Below are 16162 nucleotides of genomic sequence, written 5' to 3' on the forward strand. Positions count from 1 at the left end.
CGGCGTGCGGACAGGGAAAACCGCCGAAAGCGGGGGAAGGCGGGTCGTCGCGGACGCTCCGCGGCGACCGCGTAGCGGCCGCGCTGTCCCGTTATTATTCAGACAGGGCGTTCCTGCAGTAAACTTTTTGTATTTTTAGGCTAGCCTAAAACTGTATGCTCGACAGCGACAGACCGACGACGAACCGACGGAGGACAGCCCGATGACCGACGCAACGGCCGGCAACGAGGCGTTGCTCGAACAGCAGGCCGCCCGCGAGTCGAGCGCGCGGACCTACCCTCGGCACCTCCCGCACGCGATACGGGAGGCCTCGGGCGTCACCGTCACCGACATGGACGGCGAGGAGTACTACGACTGCCTCGCGGGGGCCGGCACGCTCGCCCTCGGGCACAACCACCCGAAGGTGATCGAATCGATGGAGCGCGTCCTCGCAGAGGACCGCCCGCTCCACACCCTCGACATCACGACGCCCGTCAAGGAGCGGTTCGTCGACACGCTGTTCGACAGCCTCCCCGACGAGTTCGCCGACAACGCGCGGGTGCAGTTCTGTAGCCCCGCCGGGACCGACGCCGTCGAGGCCGCGCTCAAACTCGTCAAGACCGCGACGGGCAACCGGAGCGTCCTCGGGTTTCAGGGCGGCTACCACGGCATGACCAACGGCGCGCTGAGCCTGATGGGCGACACCGACCCGAAGGAGGACGTGCCGGGACTGATGCCCGACGTACACCACCTGCCGTATCCGTACGAGTATCGGTGTCCGTTCGGCGTCGGCGGCGAGGAGTGTCACGAACTCGCCGCCCGGTACGTCGAACGCACCCTCGACGACCCCGAAAGCGGCATCACGGACCCCGCCGGGATGGTGGTCGAACTCGTGCAGGGCGAGGGCGGCGCGATTCCCGCGCCCGACGACTGGACCCGCGAGATTCGGCGGATGACCCGCGAGCGCGACATCCCGCTCGTCGTGGACGAAATTCAGACCGGCCTCGGCCGGACCGGCGAGCTGTACGCCTTCCAGCACGCCGATATCGTCCCCGACGCGGTCACGCTCTCGAAGGCCATCGGCGGGTCGCTCCCGCTTTCGGTCGTCGTCTACGACGAGTCGCTCGACGTCTGGGAGCCGGGCGCGCACGCCGGGACCTTCCGGGGGAACCAACTCGCGATGGCCGCCGGCATCGCCACCATCGAACACGTGCTCGAACACGACCTCGACGACCACGCCGCGCGCATGGGCGACCGACTCCGCGGCCACCTCGACGCGACGAAGCGCGCCCACGACGCCGTCGGCGACGTGCGCGGTCGCGGACTGATGCTCGGCGTGGAACTCGTCGACCCCGCGGGAGCGCCCGACGCCTGCGGGCGCTTCCCGACGCATCCGGACCTCGCCGACGCCGTCCGCGCGGCGTGTTTCGACCGCGGACTCATCGTCGAACTCGGCGGCCGCCACGGAAGCGTCGTCCGGTTCCTCCCGCCGCTCGTCGTCACCCCGAACGACGTGGACGCCATCGGGAGCATCTTCGCGGACGCCGTCGAGGCCGCAATCGAGGCGGTCGACGCCGACGGCCGCCGGGAGGTCGCCGCATGAACGACGTCGGCGGCGTCGACGGCGTCGGCGAGCGGCGCGACCCGCGACCGGACGCCGCGAAGTGGTTCCTGAGCGGCGACGGCGACGACCGAGCGCGCTACCGGGACGCGATTCGCCGGGCGTGCGACCTCGTCCTCGACGAGTTCGCCGACGAGGCGACGCCGTACTCGGGGGCGACGCCCGAGAAGCTCGACGACGCGCTCGCCCGGTTGGAGATGTTGCCCCACGAGGGCGACGGCGTGGCCGCGGCGCTCGACCGCACCGAGCCGATTCTGCGAAACTCCGTCGGCGTCTCGGACCCGACCTGCGTCGCGCACCTCCAGTGTCCGCCGACGATTCCGGCGCTCGCGGCCGAGGTGCTCCTGACGGCGACGAACCAGTCGATGGACTCGTGGGACCAGAGCCCCGCCGCGACGCAGCTCGAACGGCGGTTCGTCGACGAGCTGTGCGAGCTGTTCGGCTACGAGGACGGCGACGGCGTGTTCACCAGCGGCGGCACGCAGTCGAACTTCGTCGGCCTACTCCTCGCCCGCAACAAGGTCATTTTGGAGGAGTACGGCGTCGACGTGCAACAGGCCGGCCTCCCGCCGGAAGCGAGGGACCTCCGAATCCTCTGTTCGGCCGACGCCCACTTCACCGCCAAGCAGGCCGCCTCGCACCTCGGTCTCGGCGAGAACGCCGTCGTCACCGTCCCGACCGACGACGACCGCCGCCTGTCGATGGAAGCGTTCGACGAGGCGGTCGCTGACCTCCGCGAGCGCGGAAAGCGCCCGTTCGCAATCGTCGCGACCGCCGGGACGACGGACTTCGGCAGCATCGACCCGCTGGGGCCGCTGGCCGACCGCGCGGCCGAACTCGACTGCTGGTACCACGTCGACGCCGCGTGGGGCGGTGCGCTCGCACTGAGCGACGACCACGCCGACAAACTCGCGGGCGTCGAGGCCGCGGACTCCGTCGCGGTCGACTTCCACAAGCTGTTCTACCAGCCGATTAGCTGCGGCGCGGTCCTCGTGCGCGACGAGTCGGCGTACGACCTCATCGACCGCAACGCGGCCTACCTGAACCCGGAGCGCGACGACGACGCGGGCGTGCCGAATCTCGTCTCGAAGTCCGTCCAGACGACCCGACGGTTCGACGCGCTCAAACCCTTCGTCACGATGCAGGCGCTCGGCCGCGAGGGGCTGGCGTCGATGGTCGAGTACACCATCGACCTCGCCGACGACGCCGCGAGGCTCGTCGAGGCCGACCCCGACCTCCGCCTCGTCCATGACTCCGAACTGAACGTCGTCGTCTTCCGGTACGTCCCCGGCGACGGACGGGACGATGACCCCGACAGACGCAGCGCCGACGAGGTGAACGAAGCTATCCGCGACTCCCTTCTCGACGACGGCGAGGCCGTGGTGGCCCGGACCACCGTCGACGGCGAGACGTGCCTGAAGCTGACGCTCCTGAACCCTCGAACGACGCGCGAGGACCTCCGAGAACTCCTGCGCGAGATTTCGACCCGCGGCACCGCACTCGAAACGACGACCGACGACCGACACGCATGAATCCGAACGACACGGCCGAGTCAGCGACGATGCACAGCTTCCTGAACTGCTACCTCCGGGAGACGGGCGACTACACCGTCGTCCCCGCCGGGGACGCACCGGTCGAGACGGACGCCGACGAAGTCGTCCACGCGCCGCTGTTCCACCAGGGCGTCGACCTCTACGTCCCGCTTTCGTACCGGTCGCCGACGGACCGCCACCTGTTCGACCTCCCCGGCGTCTACCGGCTTCCCCGGGGCGAAACGCTCCCGCTCGAGTACACGATGCTCGTGACGCTCGTCACGACCGAACTCAGACTCGACCGCGACGACACCGGCGCGGCCGACGAACTCCTCTTGCGAGTCGTCAAGAGTTGTCAGAACATCGAGCGGTTCGTCGAGGGCCGCCGCGGCGACGAGGAGCGACTCTACGGCTTCGACACCACCTTCCGCGACGCCGAGCAGTCGCTCGTGTTCGGCCACCCGCTACACCCGACGCCGAAGAGCAGACAGGGCATCCCCGACCACGAGTCGCGGACCTACGCGCCCGAACTCCGCGGGTCGTTCCCGCTGGCGTACTTCAGCGCCGACCCCTCGCTCGTCTCGCAGGACTCCGCGCGCGGCGAGTCGGCGGCCGAGTGGGTCGCGTCGGCGCTCCGAGCGGACGAGTCGGTCCCCGAGTCGTTCGTCGCCGAACGCGTCGACGCCGACGAGGTGCTGATTCCCGTCCACCCGTGGCAGGCGGACTACCTCCGCGCGCAACCCGAAGTGCAGGCGCACCTCGGGGACGGCCTCGAATACGTCGGCCAGGTCGGCAGAGAGTTCTACCCGACCTCCTCGGTTCGGACGCTGTACTCGCCGGACGCGCCGTTCATGGTCAAAGGCTCGCTGAACGTCAAAATCACCAANCTACCCGACCTCCTCGGTTCGGACGCTGTACTCGCCGGACGCGCCGTTCATGGTCAAAGGCTCGCTGAACGTCAAAATCACCAACTCCGAGCGGACGAACAAACTCCCCGAACTGGAGCGCGGCGTCGCCGTCACCGAACTGCTGGACACCGAACTCGGCGACGACCTCGAAGAGCGGTTCCCGGCGTTCGACGTCGTCCGCGACCCGGCGTACCTGACGGTCGACCTCGGCGACGGCGAGTCCGGCTTCGAGACCGTCCTCCGCGAGAACCCCTTCCGCGGCAACGCGGCGGCGAACGCGACGCCCGTGGTCGGCCTCTGTCAGGACCACCTCGGCGACGGGTCGTCGCGGCTGGCGACGCTCGTCGAGGGAATCGCCGAGCACGAGGGCAGACCGGCCGATGCGGTGGCTGAAGACTGGTTCCGCCAGTACCTCGAACTGTCGGTTCGGCCGGTGCTGTGGCTCTATCTCGAACGCGGACTGGGCGTCGAAGCCCACCAGCAGAACAGCGTCCTGACGCTCGACGGCGGCTATCCCGAGACGTTCCGCTACCGCGACAATCAGGGCTACTACCTCCCCGAGTCGACGTACGACGAGGTGGACGCGCTCCTGCCCGGCATCGGCGAGCGCGCCGACACCGTCTGCCCGGACGCCGTCGCCGACGAGCGCATCCGGTACTACGTCATCATCAACAACGCCCTCGGCCTCGTCAACGCCTTCGGCACGGCCGGACTGGTCGACGAGCGACGCCTCTTGGGCGTCCTCCGCGAGGAACTCGAATCGCTCCGCCGGTACGACCGGCCGTCGTCGTCGCTGCTCGACGACCTCCTCACCAGGGAGACGATTCCCTGCAAGGCGAACCTACTCACGCGGTTCCACGACATGGACGAACTGGAGGGCTCGCTGGCGAACCAGTCGGTGTACGCGGACATCGACAACCCGCTGGTCACGGAACTGGAGGTGCCGACGCCATGACCGGCTCGAACGCCGACTCGGCGACCGCGACCGTGGCGGCGCGAGCGGGCGCGGGCCGCGAGTACGCGTATCGGGTTCGAAACGAGCGTATCGACCGGACCGTCGCGTTCGCCGAGGTCGACCCGACTCTCGATTTCGACCGGCTCCGCGCGTGGTTCGGCTCCGACCACGTCAAGCCGTACTGGCAACTCGACCTGCCGGAGGCGGCGTTTCGGGCGAAGCTCGATTCGAAGCTCGGCGACGACCACCTCACGCCCTACGTCGGCCTGTTGGACCACACGCCGATGAGCTACTGGGAGGCGTACCGCGCGGCCGACGACGTGGTCGGCGAGCGCTACGACGCGGAGCCCGAAGACCGCGGCGTCCACCTACTCATCGGGCCGCCGGAGTACCTCGGACACGGCTACGCGGTTCCCCTCCTGCGGGCGATTACCGCGTTTCAGTTCCGCGCGACCGACGCGGGTCGCGTCGTCAGCGAACCGGACGTTCGCAACGAAATCGCCATCCGCGTCTTCGAGCGGTGCGGCTACGAGCCGCAGGGGCGCATCGACCTCCCCGACAAGGAGGCGCTGTTGATGCACTGCGAGCGCGAGCGGTGCTTCGACGCGGTGGCGGAACCCGCGGACGCGAACACAGACGGGGACACCGATAGGTGTGTCGACGTCGCGGCCGACGCGGAGACGGAGGTGGGGCGATGACCCCCGTCCACGACGTGGTCGGCGTCGGCCTCGGGCCGTTCAACCTCGGGCTAGCCGCCATGCTCGACGGCGCGCCCGACGACGTGGACGCGGTGTTCCTCGAACAGGACGCCGAGTTCGCGTGGCACGAGGGGATGCTCATCGAGGGGACGACCCTCGAAGTGCCGTTCCTCGCGGATCTCGTGACGCTGGCCGACCCGACGAACCCCCACAGCTACCTCAACTACCTGCGGGAGACCGGCCGCATCTACGAGTTCTACTTCTACGAGACGTTCCAGATTCCCCGGCGGGAGTACGACGACTACCTGCGCTGGGTCAGCCGGCGACTCGACGCCTGCCGGTTCGAACGCCGCGTGACGAACGTCGAGTGGGTCGAAGACGGCTACTTCGAGGTGACCGCCCGCCACCCCGAAAGCGGTGCGGAGCACCGCTACCGGGCCGAGGACGTGGTGTTCGGCGTCGGAAGCCGGCCGCACGTCCCCGATAATCTGGAGGGACACCCCGAGCGTGACGTGTTCCACACCGCGGCGTACCGGAGCCGAAAAGAGCGGTGTCTCGACGCCGACTCGATAACCGTCGTCGGGTCGGGCCAGAGCGCCGCGGAGGTGTTCTTGGACCTCTTGGAGGCGCAGGCCGACGCGGACTACCGACTCGACTGGCTCACGCGCTCGGAGGGGTTCTTCCCGATGGAGTACTCGAAGCTCGGACTCCAGCACTTCACGCCGGAGTACACGTCGTACTTCAACGACCTCCCGCAGGAGACCCGCGACGAGGTGTACCCCGAACAGGACCTGCTGTACAAGGGCATCGACGTGAACACCAGCGCCGAGATATACGACGCGCTCTACCGTCGCTCCATCGGCGACCGCGACCCCGACGTGGGGCTGTTCGCCATGACCTCGGTGGAGGGCATCGAGCGGGTGTCCGGTTCCGACGGACCGCGCTACCGCCTCGACTGCGAGCAGTGGCAGTCCGAGACGCCGTTCGCCCACGAGAGCGAGGTCGTCGTCCTCGGGACTGGCTACCACCGGCCGACGCCGAGTTTCCTCTCGTCGCTCGAATCGCGCATCGAGTGGGACGACGAGGGTCGCTACCGCGTCACCGACGACTACCGACTGCGCCTCGACGACGACGTGACGGGGCGCATCTTCGTCCAGAACGCGGAACGCCACACCCACGGCGTCGGCGCGCCCGACCTCGGCCTCGGCTGTTATCGCAACGCGCACATCGTGAACCGACTCTGCGACCGGACGGTCTACCCCGAAGACGAGGACACCGTGTTTCAGGACTTCGCCGTCGAGCGGTTCCTCGAAACGACCGGCGGCGCGACTGCGGCGGCATCGACGGCGGAGGAAGACGAATGAACGGACCGGAACTGCGGACGAACGGACGGACGGGACGCACAGGACAGATAGACGGACTGGAGACGCTCCAGACTGCGCTCGACGCGGACCGGTGGGCGGACGTGAGCCGCGACCTGCTCACGAAGCTGTTCGAGGAGTTCCTGTACGAGGAGCTGCTCGACCCCGAAGCACGCGGCACCGACGGCGAGTGGACCCGGTACCGGCTCGACTACGACGGCGTCGTCTACCGGTTCGCGGCCCAATCGCGGCCGTTCGACAGTTACCGGGTCGACCCCGACAGCATCGAGCGACGGGACGGAGACGTCGGCGGCGAGGTGGAGAGCGAAGACGCCGACGAGAACCCGAACGGAAACGGAGACGGAGAGGGCTGGCGGCCCGCGACCGACCCCGTCCAGTTCCTCCTCGACGCGCGGGGGTCGCTCGGCGTGGCCCCCGAGACGGCGAGTCACCTCGTCCGGGAGTACAACAACACGCTGGTCGCCGACGCCCACATCGACGCCCGCAAGGCCGATGCCGACGAGAGCCTACTGGACATGCCGTACGCCGCGGTCGAAGGCGAGATGGAGGGTCACCCGTGGTTCACCATCAACAAGGGTCGTATCGGCTTCGGCTACGACGACTACCGGGCGTACGCCCCCGAGTGCAAGACGCCGCAATCGCTCGTCTGGGTCGCTGCACACCGCGACCGCGCCGACTTTCGGAGCGTCGAGGGCTTGCGGTACGAATCGCTGATGGCCCAGCAACTCGGCGAGGCCGCGGCGGAGTTCGACGCGACGCTCCGGGCCGGCGGTCACGACCCCGACGACTACTACTACCTCCCGGTCCACGAGTGGCAGTGGAAAAACACCGTCGCGCAGCTGTTCGCCAAGGACATCGCGGCCGGCGACATCGTCCCGCTGGGGACCGGTCCCGACAGCTACCTCCCGCAGCAGTCGGTGCGGACGTTGACGAACCTCACGGACCCAGAAAAGCCGCACGTCAAGGTCCCGATTCGCGTGCTGAACACCATCGTCTATCGGGGACTGCCCGGCGAGCAGGCGCGCGCCGCGCCCCGGGTCACGGAGTACGTGCAGTCGATTCGCGACGACGACCCGTTCCTCCGCGACGACTGCGAGTTGGTGCTGCCGGGCGAGATTGCGAGTCTCAACTACGACCACCCCGAGTTCTCGCAACTGGACGACGCGCCGTACCAGTACCACGAACTGCTCGGGGCGGTGTGGCGCGAGAGCGTCGAAGCCCTCGTCGACGACGACGAGCAGGTGCTCACGCTCTCGGCGCTCATGCACGAGGACGCCGACGGCACGCCCGTCGTCTCCACGCTCGCCGAGCGGGCCGGCTGTTCCATCGACGAGTGGCTAGCCGACTGCTTCGACGTGCTGCTGCCGCCGCTGTTGCACTACCTCTACCGCTACGGGATGGTGTTCATGCCCCACGGGACGAACACGATGCTCGTCCTTCGGGACGGCCGGCCGACCCGGCTGGCGGTGAAGGACTACGTGGACGAAATCGCGGTCAGCGAGACGCGACTGCCGGAACTCGACAGACTCCCCGACGACCTGTACGAACACGACGACATCGTCCACCGGAAGTCGCCGGACGGGATGTGCCAGCACATCGTCGGCACGCTGTTCGTCTGCGTCCTGCGCTACGTGGCCGACCGACTAGAGCGCCGCGAGGGCTACGACGAGACACGCCTGTGGCGGCAGGTCCGCGCGAGCATCGAGCGGTACCACGAGCGGTTCCCGGAACTGGAAGACCGCTTCGAGCTGTTCGACCTGTTCAAACCGGAGTACGACAAGCTCTGTCTGAACCGGAATCGGCTCGTGGAGTACGGTTACGACGACGACCACGCGCCGCCGGCGGTGACGGCCCACGGGACCGTCTCGAACGCGCTGTCCGACCTCGAACCGGCGACGCGGGCGGGAATCGAGGACGGAGACCGGGTCCCGGAGAGCGACGCGAGAGGCGACCGATGAGCGACGAACTGTTCGCGCGCGTCGATTCGAACCACAAGCCGGACCCGTGGGGCGAGTACTGCGCCGCGGCGACGTTCACGTTCGACCTCGACGCCAACGAACTGTGGCGCGCGGCCGCCGCGCTCGACCCGGAGTTCGCCCGGTTGGACTACCGCGGCGACTACGGGCCGGAAGTCGGCGTGCCGCGGCTCGTCGAACTGTTCGAAAAGTACGACGTGAACTGCACGTTCTTCGTCCCCGGCAAGGTCGCAGAAGAGTGGCCCGAGGCGGTGAAGTTCCTCCACGAACACGGCCACGAAATCGCCCACCACGGCTACACGCACGTCTCGCCCCGCGAGATGTCCGCCGAGCGCGAGGCGACCGAGTTCCGGCGGACCATCGAGGTGGTCGAAGACCTCACCGGCGAGCCCCCGGTCGGCTACCGGACCGTCGGCGGGATGCGCGACCAGACACTCGACCTCGTCGAGGACGCCGGGATGCTGTACGACGCCTCGTGGCAGGACACGGATATGCCGTACCTCCGCGAGGACCGCGACCTCGTGGAGATTCCCAACGACTACCTGTTGGACGACTTCGTCTACTGGGGGTTCAACATGGGTCCGACGTTCGAGTTTCAGTCGGGTATCTCGCCGCACGGTCCCGTCTTCGACACGTGGGAAGCCGAGTTCGACGGCATTCGCGAGCGCGGTCGGCTGTTCGTCTTGACGATGCATCCGCAGATTGTGGGCCGAGCGAGCCGCGTCGACGCGCTCGAGTCCCTGCTCCAGCGGATGCTCTCGACCGGCGACACGTGGGTGACGACCTGCGCGGAACTCGCGCGCTACTGGCGCGACCGATACGACTGATGGGTCGCGTGACGAAGCTCCGAGCGCGCCTCGACGGCCTGTTCGTCGGACCGTCCGAACTCGAGTTGACCGAGGGAGGCATCGCGAGGCCGCTTTGCTACCTCGCGTTCCCCATCGTCGTCACGAACCTGCTCCAGACGGCGTACAACGTCGCGGACACGCTCTGGCTGGGGCGCTACAGCACCGAGGCGCTGGCGGCCATCTCGTTCGCGTTCCCGCTGGTGTTCCTGTTCCTCTCGCTGGGACTGGGACTCTCTATCGCCGGGAGCGTTCTCGTCGCCCAACACACCGGCGCGGGCGAATCGCTCGACGCGGAACGGGCGGCGGCGCAGACGCTCACGTACGCGGCCATCGCGGCCGTCGGCGTCGGCGCTGTCGCCTACGTCGCGGTCGACGACGTGCTCGCGTTCATGGGCGCGTCACCCGCAGTCCTCCCGCTCGCGACCGCCTACATGCGCATCGTCTCGCTGGGGATGGTGTTCGTGTTCGCGTTCTACGCGTTCATCTCGCTCATGCGGGGCCGCGGCGACACCGTCACGCCCATGCTCGTCATGGCGGGGTCGGTCGCGCTCAACGTCGTCCTCGACCCGATTCTCATCTTCGGCTGGTGGGGCGCGCCGGAACTCGGCATCCGCGGGGCGGCGATAGCGACGGTGTGCTGTCGCGGGCTGGCGGCCGTCGTCGGCGTCGGCATCCTCCTCGACGGACGACGCGGGCTTCGGCTCCGACCGGGACAGTTCGTCCCGAACGCCGCGGCCGCGAGGCGGCTGTTCCGACTCGGCCTGCCGACCGCCCTCGAAGAGACCGGACGGGCGGTCTCAATCAACCTCCTCTTGGCCGTCGTCGGGCTGTTTTCGACCGGCGTGGTCGCCGGCTACGGGGTCGGGACGCGCATCTTCTCGGTCGTCGTCCTCCCGACGGTCGCGTTCGCGAGCGCGGTCGAGACGATGACGGGACAGAACCTCGGCGCGGGAGCGACCGACCGCGCGACGGCGACTAACCGCTTCGCCGCGGCGTTCCTGTTCGGCGCCATGAGCGCCTGCGGCGTCGTCGTCTGGGTCGCCGCCCGTCCGCTCGTCGGCCTGTTCGCGGCCGACGCGACCGTCGTCGACGCCGGCGTTTCCTTCCTCCGAACGATTGCCCCCTCGTTCGGATTCGTCGGACTGATGCGGGTGTTCACCGGCGGACTGCGCGGGGCGGGGCGGACGACAGCAGCGTCGCTCATCGTTATCCTCGCCCTCGGCGTCGTGCGAATTCCGGCCGCGCTGTGGGGGGCGAGCGCCCTCGGTCCCGGCGGCATCTGGGTCGCGTTCGCCGCCTCGAACGTCGTCGGCGGCGGCGTCGCGTCGCTGTGGTTCTACCGGACCGCCCGGCGGCGCTCGCTCGCTCGAAGCGGTGTGAGGGGGGGCCGTGACCGGCGACGACTGACGCCCGCGGGGCGGCCGAGGACTCATCGATGAAATCACAGATTGAATATATTTTGGGGCGAGATATCTGACACGTTTACGCAGTTCTGACAGACGGGGTTATTGGAAGGTTCACTTGTGGCCCAGACATCTAGTAAGACCCATTTTCAGCGACGAAAACGACTGTCCAGAGGGGAGTGAAACGGAAGCGAGTCATCGAGATACGTAGGCTATCTTATAACAACTATGTAAACATCTATAAATGAATTCGGTCGATAATCGAGGTGAGCGTCGGGGAGGAACCAGCGGTCGCGACGGCAAACCGGTCGCGCCGAGGAGACGACCGCCGGGCAAGCTCTACACCCATGCCAAAAAATATCATGCTCCGGCACGAGGTTACGCGTGGTCGGCGCGAGCGGTCCGACCGTGTGACGTGTCAGTCATACCAGTACGCGCGAGGCGGCGGCGGACGCCGTGACAAGTCCAACTCATGAACGCCCACCGCCGACTCTCGCGTTACGCTCAGCATCAACCATCGAAAGCGGTTTTCCGAGTCGAACGGGACGCCTTTCTGCGACTCGGCGTCACCGTTCTCCGGACCAGAACACTTATTCAGATACTTGACAACGAGTAGCTATGGACGCCAAACATCCGGTGCGAACCACCGAGAAGACACTGGCGCTCGTCGAAGAGTTGATGGAGAAAGGACCCTGTGGAGTCACGGAGTTGGCGAGCGACCTCCACATGGGAAAAAGCGCGGTCCACAACCACCTGACGACCCTCCAGAAACACGGGTACGTTCTCAAGGACGGCGACGACTACCGCGTCGGTCTGAAATTCCTCGAAGTCGGCGGTCACAGTCGGAAGTCGATGGAGGTGTATCAGGTCGCCGAACCCGAGGTCAAGTCGCTCGCCGCCGACACGGGTGAACTCGCCAACCTCCTCGTCGAAGAACAGGGGATGGGCGTCTACCTGATGCGGGCGAAAGGCGACGACGCCGTCGACCTCGACACCTACGCGGGCCTCCGAACGAACCTGCACACGACCGCCCTCGGGAAGGCGATTCTCGCGAACCTCCCGGAGTCGCGGGTGGACGAGATAATCGAGCGTCACGGTCTCGAACAGAAGACGCCGAAGAGCATCGGCACGCGACAGGAGCTGTTTCAGGTGCTCGAAGCGGTTCGAGAGCGGGGCTACGCCATCGACGACGGCGAGCGCCTCGAAGGGCTGCGCTGCCTCGCGGCACCCATCAAATCGTCCTCCGGCGAGGTGCTCGGTGCCATCAGCGTCTCGGCACCCGCCAGCCGGGTCAGCGACGAAGACCTCCACGGGTCGCTCCCCGAACGCGTCCTGAGCGCGGCGAACGTCGTCGAGCTCAACATCAACTACTGACGCACCCTGTTCGCTATCTCGGAACAGACCGCGAACCCCTCGAATTCTCGATGTAGAGCCATGTTAACACAGCTCTCGGCGTGTGATTACGAGTGAAAATTACACAGCTAGTCGTGTAACCCATACTGCAGTCACCCGTAGAGTGCCGTTCTGTTATAGAGAATCGTGTTTGGAGCGGGCTGAGCCAACAGTCTCGGCCGGGGGAGGGTGCGAATGACGGGTGAGAAAACGACAGCAGAGGAAACGAGAGGAGACGAGAGAAAAGAACGAGACGATTGCAGACGGTCGCTGTCGACGACCGTCGGGAGCCGCTCAGTAGTTGTCGTAGACCGTCTTCTCGATGGTGTAGAAGTCGAGACCGGCGTCGCCCTGCTCGCGCCACGTCTCGGACGAGGAGCGCTTGAACCCGCCGAAGGGGACGTGGAGTTCGAGGCCGGTCGTCTTGTCGTTGACCTTCACGACGCCGGCTTCGGCCTCGTCGACGAAGCGGTTCGCCTCGGTGTGGTCGTCGGTGACGACGCTGGCCGACAGGCCGTAGTCGACGTCGTTCGCGACCACCAGTCCCTCGTCGAAGTCACTCACTTCGATGACGGCGACGACCGGACCGAAGACCTCCTCCTGTGCGATGCGCATGTCGGGGTCGACGTCGGTGAACACCGTCGGCTCGACGAAGTGGCCCGTCTCGACTTCCTCGCCCTCGGGGACGCCGCCGCCGGCGACGAGGGTCGCGCCCTCGCCCTCGGCGATATCGATGTATTCCAGCGTCGAGGAGAGTTCGGACTCGCTGACCTGCGGGCCCATCTCGTGGTCGGTTCCGGGGCCGACGTCGAGGGATTCCGCGCGGTCGACGAGTTCGGCGACGAAGTCGTCGTACACGTCCTCGTGGACGATGGCGCGGGAACACGCCGTACAGGACTGGCCGGTGGTGCCGAACCCGCCGTTAGCGACGATGTCGGCGGCCTCGGCGGGGTCGGCCGAGTCGGCGACGAGCGTCGGGTTCTTCCCGCCGAGTTCGGTCTGAACGCGCTTGCCGGCGTCTGTGGCCTGCTCGTAGACCATCTCGCCGACCTGACTGCTACCGGTGAACGAGACGAGGTCCGTGCCCTCGTTGCCGATGAACTCGCTACCGACCGAGCTACCGGGGCCGGTGACGACGTTGAGGACGCCGTCCGGAAGGCCGGCCTCGTCGAGCGCGCGGGCGATTTCGACGACGACGCCGGGCGCGATGGAGGCGGGCTTCAGGACGACGGTGTTGCCGGCAGCGAGCGCCGGGGCGAGCTTCCACGCGGGGATGGCGATGGGGTAGTTCCACGGCGTGATGAGCGCCGCGACGCCGACGGGCTCCTGCCGCGTGTAGAGGTTCGTGTTCGGTCCGCTCGCACCCTTCCTCGCACCGCCGAGGTCGGCGGCCTTCGTCGAGAAGTAGTGGAAGATGTCGATTGCGCGTTGTACCTCGCCCGCCGCTTCGGGCCGCGCCTTCCCCTCCTCGGCGATGAGAATCTCCGTCAGTTCGTCCTTCCGCTGGGCGAGGAGCGTGCCCGCCTCGCGGAGGATGCGCCCGCGCTCGGGGCCGGGCGTGTTTCGCCACTCGTCTTCGGCCGCCACGGCGGCGTCGACGGCCGCCGCAGCGTCGTTCTCGTTCGAGTGCTGGTACGTCGCGACTACCTCGCTCGGGTTCGCGGGGTTCGTCACCTCGGCCGTCTCGCCGGTCTCCGAAGCGACCCACTCACCGTTGACGTAGTTTTTACTGGGTTCCGTCATCGGTCGTGTGTTCTCTCTTCCGACATACAATTCTTGCGAAATTGTCACCATTTGTAAGCCGTCAACGACGGCCGGTGCTCGGGCGACAGCGACGGTTACTGCTCGGGGAGTACACGCGAACTGAGCGACGAACTACCAACCCACACACTTTTGTAGTGGCTTTCGAGATATACGTGCGCAATGGTTGAGCAAGCGAAGCTTAGCGACCCGAACGCGGAGTACACGATGCGCGACCTGTCCGCGGAGACGATGGATATCACGAATCCGCGAGGCGGCGTCCGCGACGCCGAAATCACGGACGTACAGACGACGATGGTCGACGGGAACTACCCGTGGATTCTCGTCCGCGTCTACACCGACGCGGGCGTCGTCGGCACCGGCGAGGCCTACTGGGGCGGCGGCGACACCGCCATCATCGAGCGGATGAAACCGTTCCTCGTCGGCGAGAACCCCCTCGACATCGACCGTCTCTACGAGCACCTCGTCCAGAAGATGTCGGGCGAGGGCTCGGTTTCGGGCAAGGTCATCTCCGCCATCTCGGGCATCGAAATCGCGCTTCACGACGTCGCCGGGAAGCTCCTCGACGTGCCCGCCTACCAGCTCGTCGGCGGGAAGTACCGCGACGAGGTGCGCGTCTACTGCGACCTCCACACCGAAGACGAGGCCAACCCGCAGGCCTGCGCCGAGGAGGGCGTCCGCGTGGTCGAGGAGCTCGGCTACGACGCCATCAAGTTCGACCTCGACGTGCCCTCGGGCCACGAGAAGGACCGCGCGAACCGCCACCTCCGCAACCCCGAAATCGACCACAAGGTCGAAATCGTCGAGGCCGTCACCGAGGCCGTCGGCGACCGCGCCGACGTCGCGTTCGACTGCCACTGGTCCTTTACCGGCGGGAGCGCCAAGCGCCTCGCGTCCGAGCTGGAAGACTACGACGTGTGGTGGCTCGAAGACCCCGTGCCGCCGGAGAACCACGACGTGCAGAAGCTCGTGACCCAGTCCACGACGACGCCCATCGCGGTCGGCGAGAACGTCTACCGGAAGTTCGGCCAGCGGACGCTGCTCGAACCGCAGGCGGTGGACATCATCGCGCCCGACCTGCCCCGCGTCGGCGGCATGCGCGAGACGCGGAAGATTGCGGACCTCGCGGACATGTACTACATCCCCGTGGCGATGCACAACGTCTCGTCGCCCATCGGGACGATGGCCTCCGCGCAGGTCGCCGCGGCCATCCCGAACTCGCTTGCCCTCGAGTACCACTCCTATCAGCTCGGCTGGTGGGAGGACCTCGTCGAGGAGGACGACCTGATTCAGAACGGTCGCATGGAGATTCCCGAGAAGCCCGGCCTCGGGCTGACGCTCGACCTCGACGCCGTCGGAGAACACATGGTCGAAGGAGAGACCCTCTTCGACGAGGAGTAACCCGAGAAAACTGTCCCACAGCGGCCGCATCAGCCTGACATAACACACCGACTGGACGCGACACCGCAGCCGAGAGAAGTGAGCGTCTCACCGCTCGCGGCGCGTCCGCCGTGGCCGCCTTTTACCCGCAGTCGTTCGACACCGGAGCGGCGCGACTCGCGCACGTCGCTACCGCGCTGCCGGGAGGCGAGTACTGACGACTACCGGAGCAGCGCTTGCGAACAAAAGATGAGAGAAGGTGTGGATGGTCAGTCCGAGGAGGTGGGGTGCCTGGAGGGCCCGCAGGGGTGAAAGAACGAACGGCGA

10 protein-coding genes and 1 pseudogene are annotated in these 16162 nt (G+C 67.3%); 10 read left to right on the plus strand and 1 reads right to left on the minus strand.

Annotated features, from left to right (window positions below):
• Window positions 1–151 precede the first annotated feature (151 nt).
• From C457_RS18425 to xacR, 9 genes and pseudogenes are all read left to right on the plus strand, one after another.
• Window positions 152–1582 carry a diaminobutyrate--2-oxoglutarate transaminase gene (locus C457_RS18425; RefSeq protein WP_275039365.1) on the plus strand — a complete coding sequence of 477 codons (1431 nt, stop codon included), beginning with the start codon at window positions 152–154 and terminating at the stop codon, window positions 1580–1582.
• A complete protein-coding gene (locus C457_RS18430; protein ID WP_008097021.1) occupies window positions 1579–3132 on the plus strand; it encodes a pyridoxal phosphate-dependent decarboxylase family protein in 1554 nt (517 codons plus the stop codon). The genes C457_RS18425 and C457_RS18430 overlap by 4 nt, the downstream gene beginning before the upstream one ends.
• Window positions 3129–4995: pseudogene (locus C457_RS18435) on the plus strand (IucA/IucC family protein). Before C457_RS18430 ends, C457_RS18435 begins: the two are co-directional and overlap by 4 nt.
• Complete coding sequence (locus C457_RS18440; RefSeq protein ID WP_008097022.1) at window positions 4992–5693, plus strand: GNAT family N-acetyltransferase; 702 nt, start codon at window positions 4992–4994, stop codon at window positions 5691–5693. The pseudogene C457_RS18435 and the gene C457_RS18440 overlap by 4 nt, the downstream one beginning before the upstream one ends.
• The gene (locus tag C457_RS18445) at window positions 5690–7057 is read left to right on the plus strand and encodes a lysine N(6)-hydroxylase/L-ornithine N(5)-oxygenase family protein (protein ID WP_008097023.1); all 1368 of its coding nucleotides are present in this window, start codon (window positions 5690–5692) and stop codon (window positions 7055–7057) included. The genes C457_RS18440 and C457_RS18445 overlap by 4 nt, the downstream gene beginning before the upstream one ends.
• The gene (locus C457_RS18450) at window positions 7054–9033 is read left to right on the plus strand and encodes an IucA/IucC family protein (RefSeq protein WP_008097024.1); all 1980 of its coding nucleotides are present in this window, start codon (window positions 7054–7056) and stop codon (window positions 9031–9033) included. The genes C457_RS18445 and C457_RS18450 overlap by 4 nt, the downstream gene beginning before the upstream one ends.
• Window positions 9030–9878, plus strand: coding sequence for a polysaccharide deacetylase family protein (locus tag C457_RS18455; RefSeq protein WP_008097025.1), 849 nt, complete (start codon window positions 9030–9032; stop codon window positions 9876–9878). The genes C457_RS18450 and C457_RS18455 overlap by 4 nt, the downstream gene beginning before the upstream one ends.
• Complete coding sequence (locus C457_RS18460) at window positions 9878–11338, plus strand: MATE family efflux transporter (RefSeq protein WP_008097026.1); 1461 nt, start codon at window positions 9878–9880, stop codon at window positions 11336–11338. Before C457_RS18455 ends, C457_RS18460 begins: the two co-directional genes overlap by 1 nt.
• Before the next feature lie 582 nt (window positions 11339–11920).
• The gene (xacR, locus tag C457_RS18465) at window positions 11921–12676 is read left to right on the plus strand and encodes an HTH-type transcriptional regulator XacR (RefSeq protein WP_008097029.1); all 756 of its coding nucleotides are present in this window, start codon (window positions 11921–11923) and stop codon (window positions 12674–12676) included.
• A 312-nt stretch (window positions 12677–12988) separates the two neighbouring features.
• On the opposite strand, the gene xacF is transcribed toward xacR, so the two are convergent.
• On the minus strand, window positions 12989–14437 hold the full coding sequence (gene xacF / locus C457_RS18470) for a 2,5-dioxovalerate dehydrogenase (protein WP_008097030.1): 1449 nt from the start codon (window positions 14435–14437) through the stop codon (window positions 12989–12991).
• A gap of 180 nt (window positions 14438–14617) precedes the next feature.
• Here xacF and C457_RS18475 point away from each other — a divergent pair, with 180 nt between their 5' ends.
• Window positions 14618–15856 (plus strand): xylonate dehydratase, encoded by a 1239-nt coding sequence (locus C457_RS18475; RefSeq protein WP_004972176.1) that lies wholly within the window; start codon window positions 14618–14620, stop codon window positions 15854–15856.
• Window positions 15857–16162 lie beyond the last annotated feature (306 nt).

Origin of the sequence: Haloferax prahovense DSM 18310, assembly GCF_000336815.1 — an archaeon.
Classification (GTDB): Archaea; Halobacteriota; Halobacteria; order Halobacteriales; family Haloferacaceae; genus Haloferax; species Haloferax prahovense.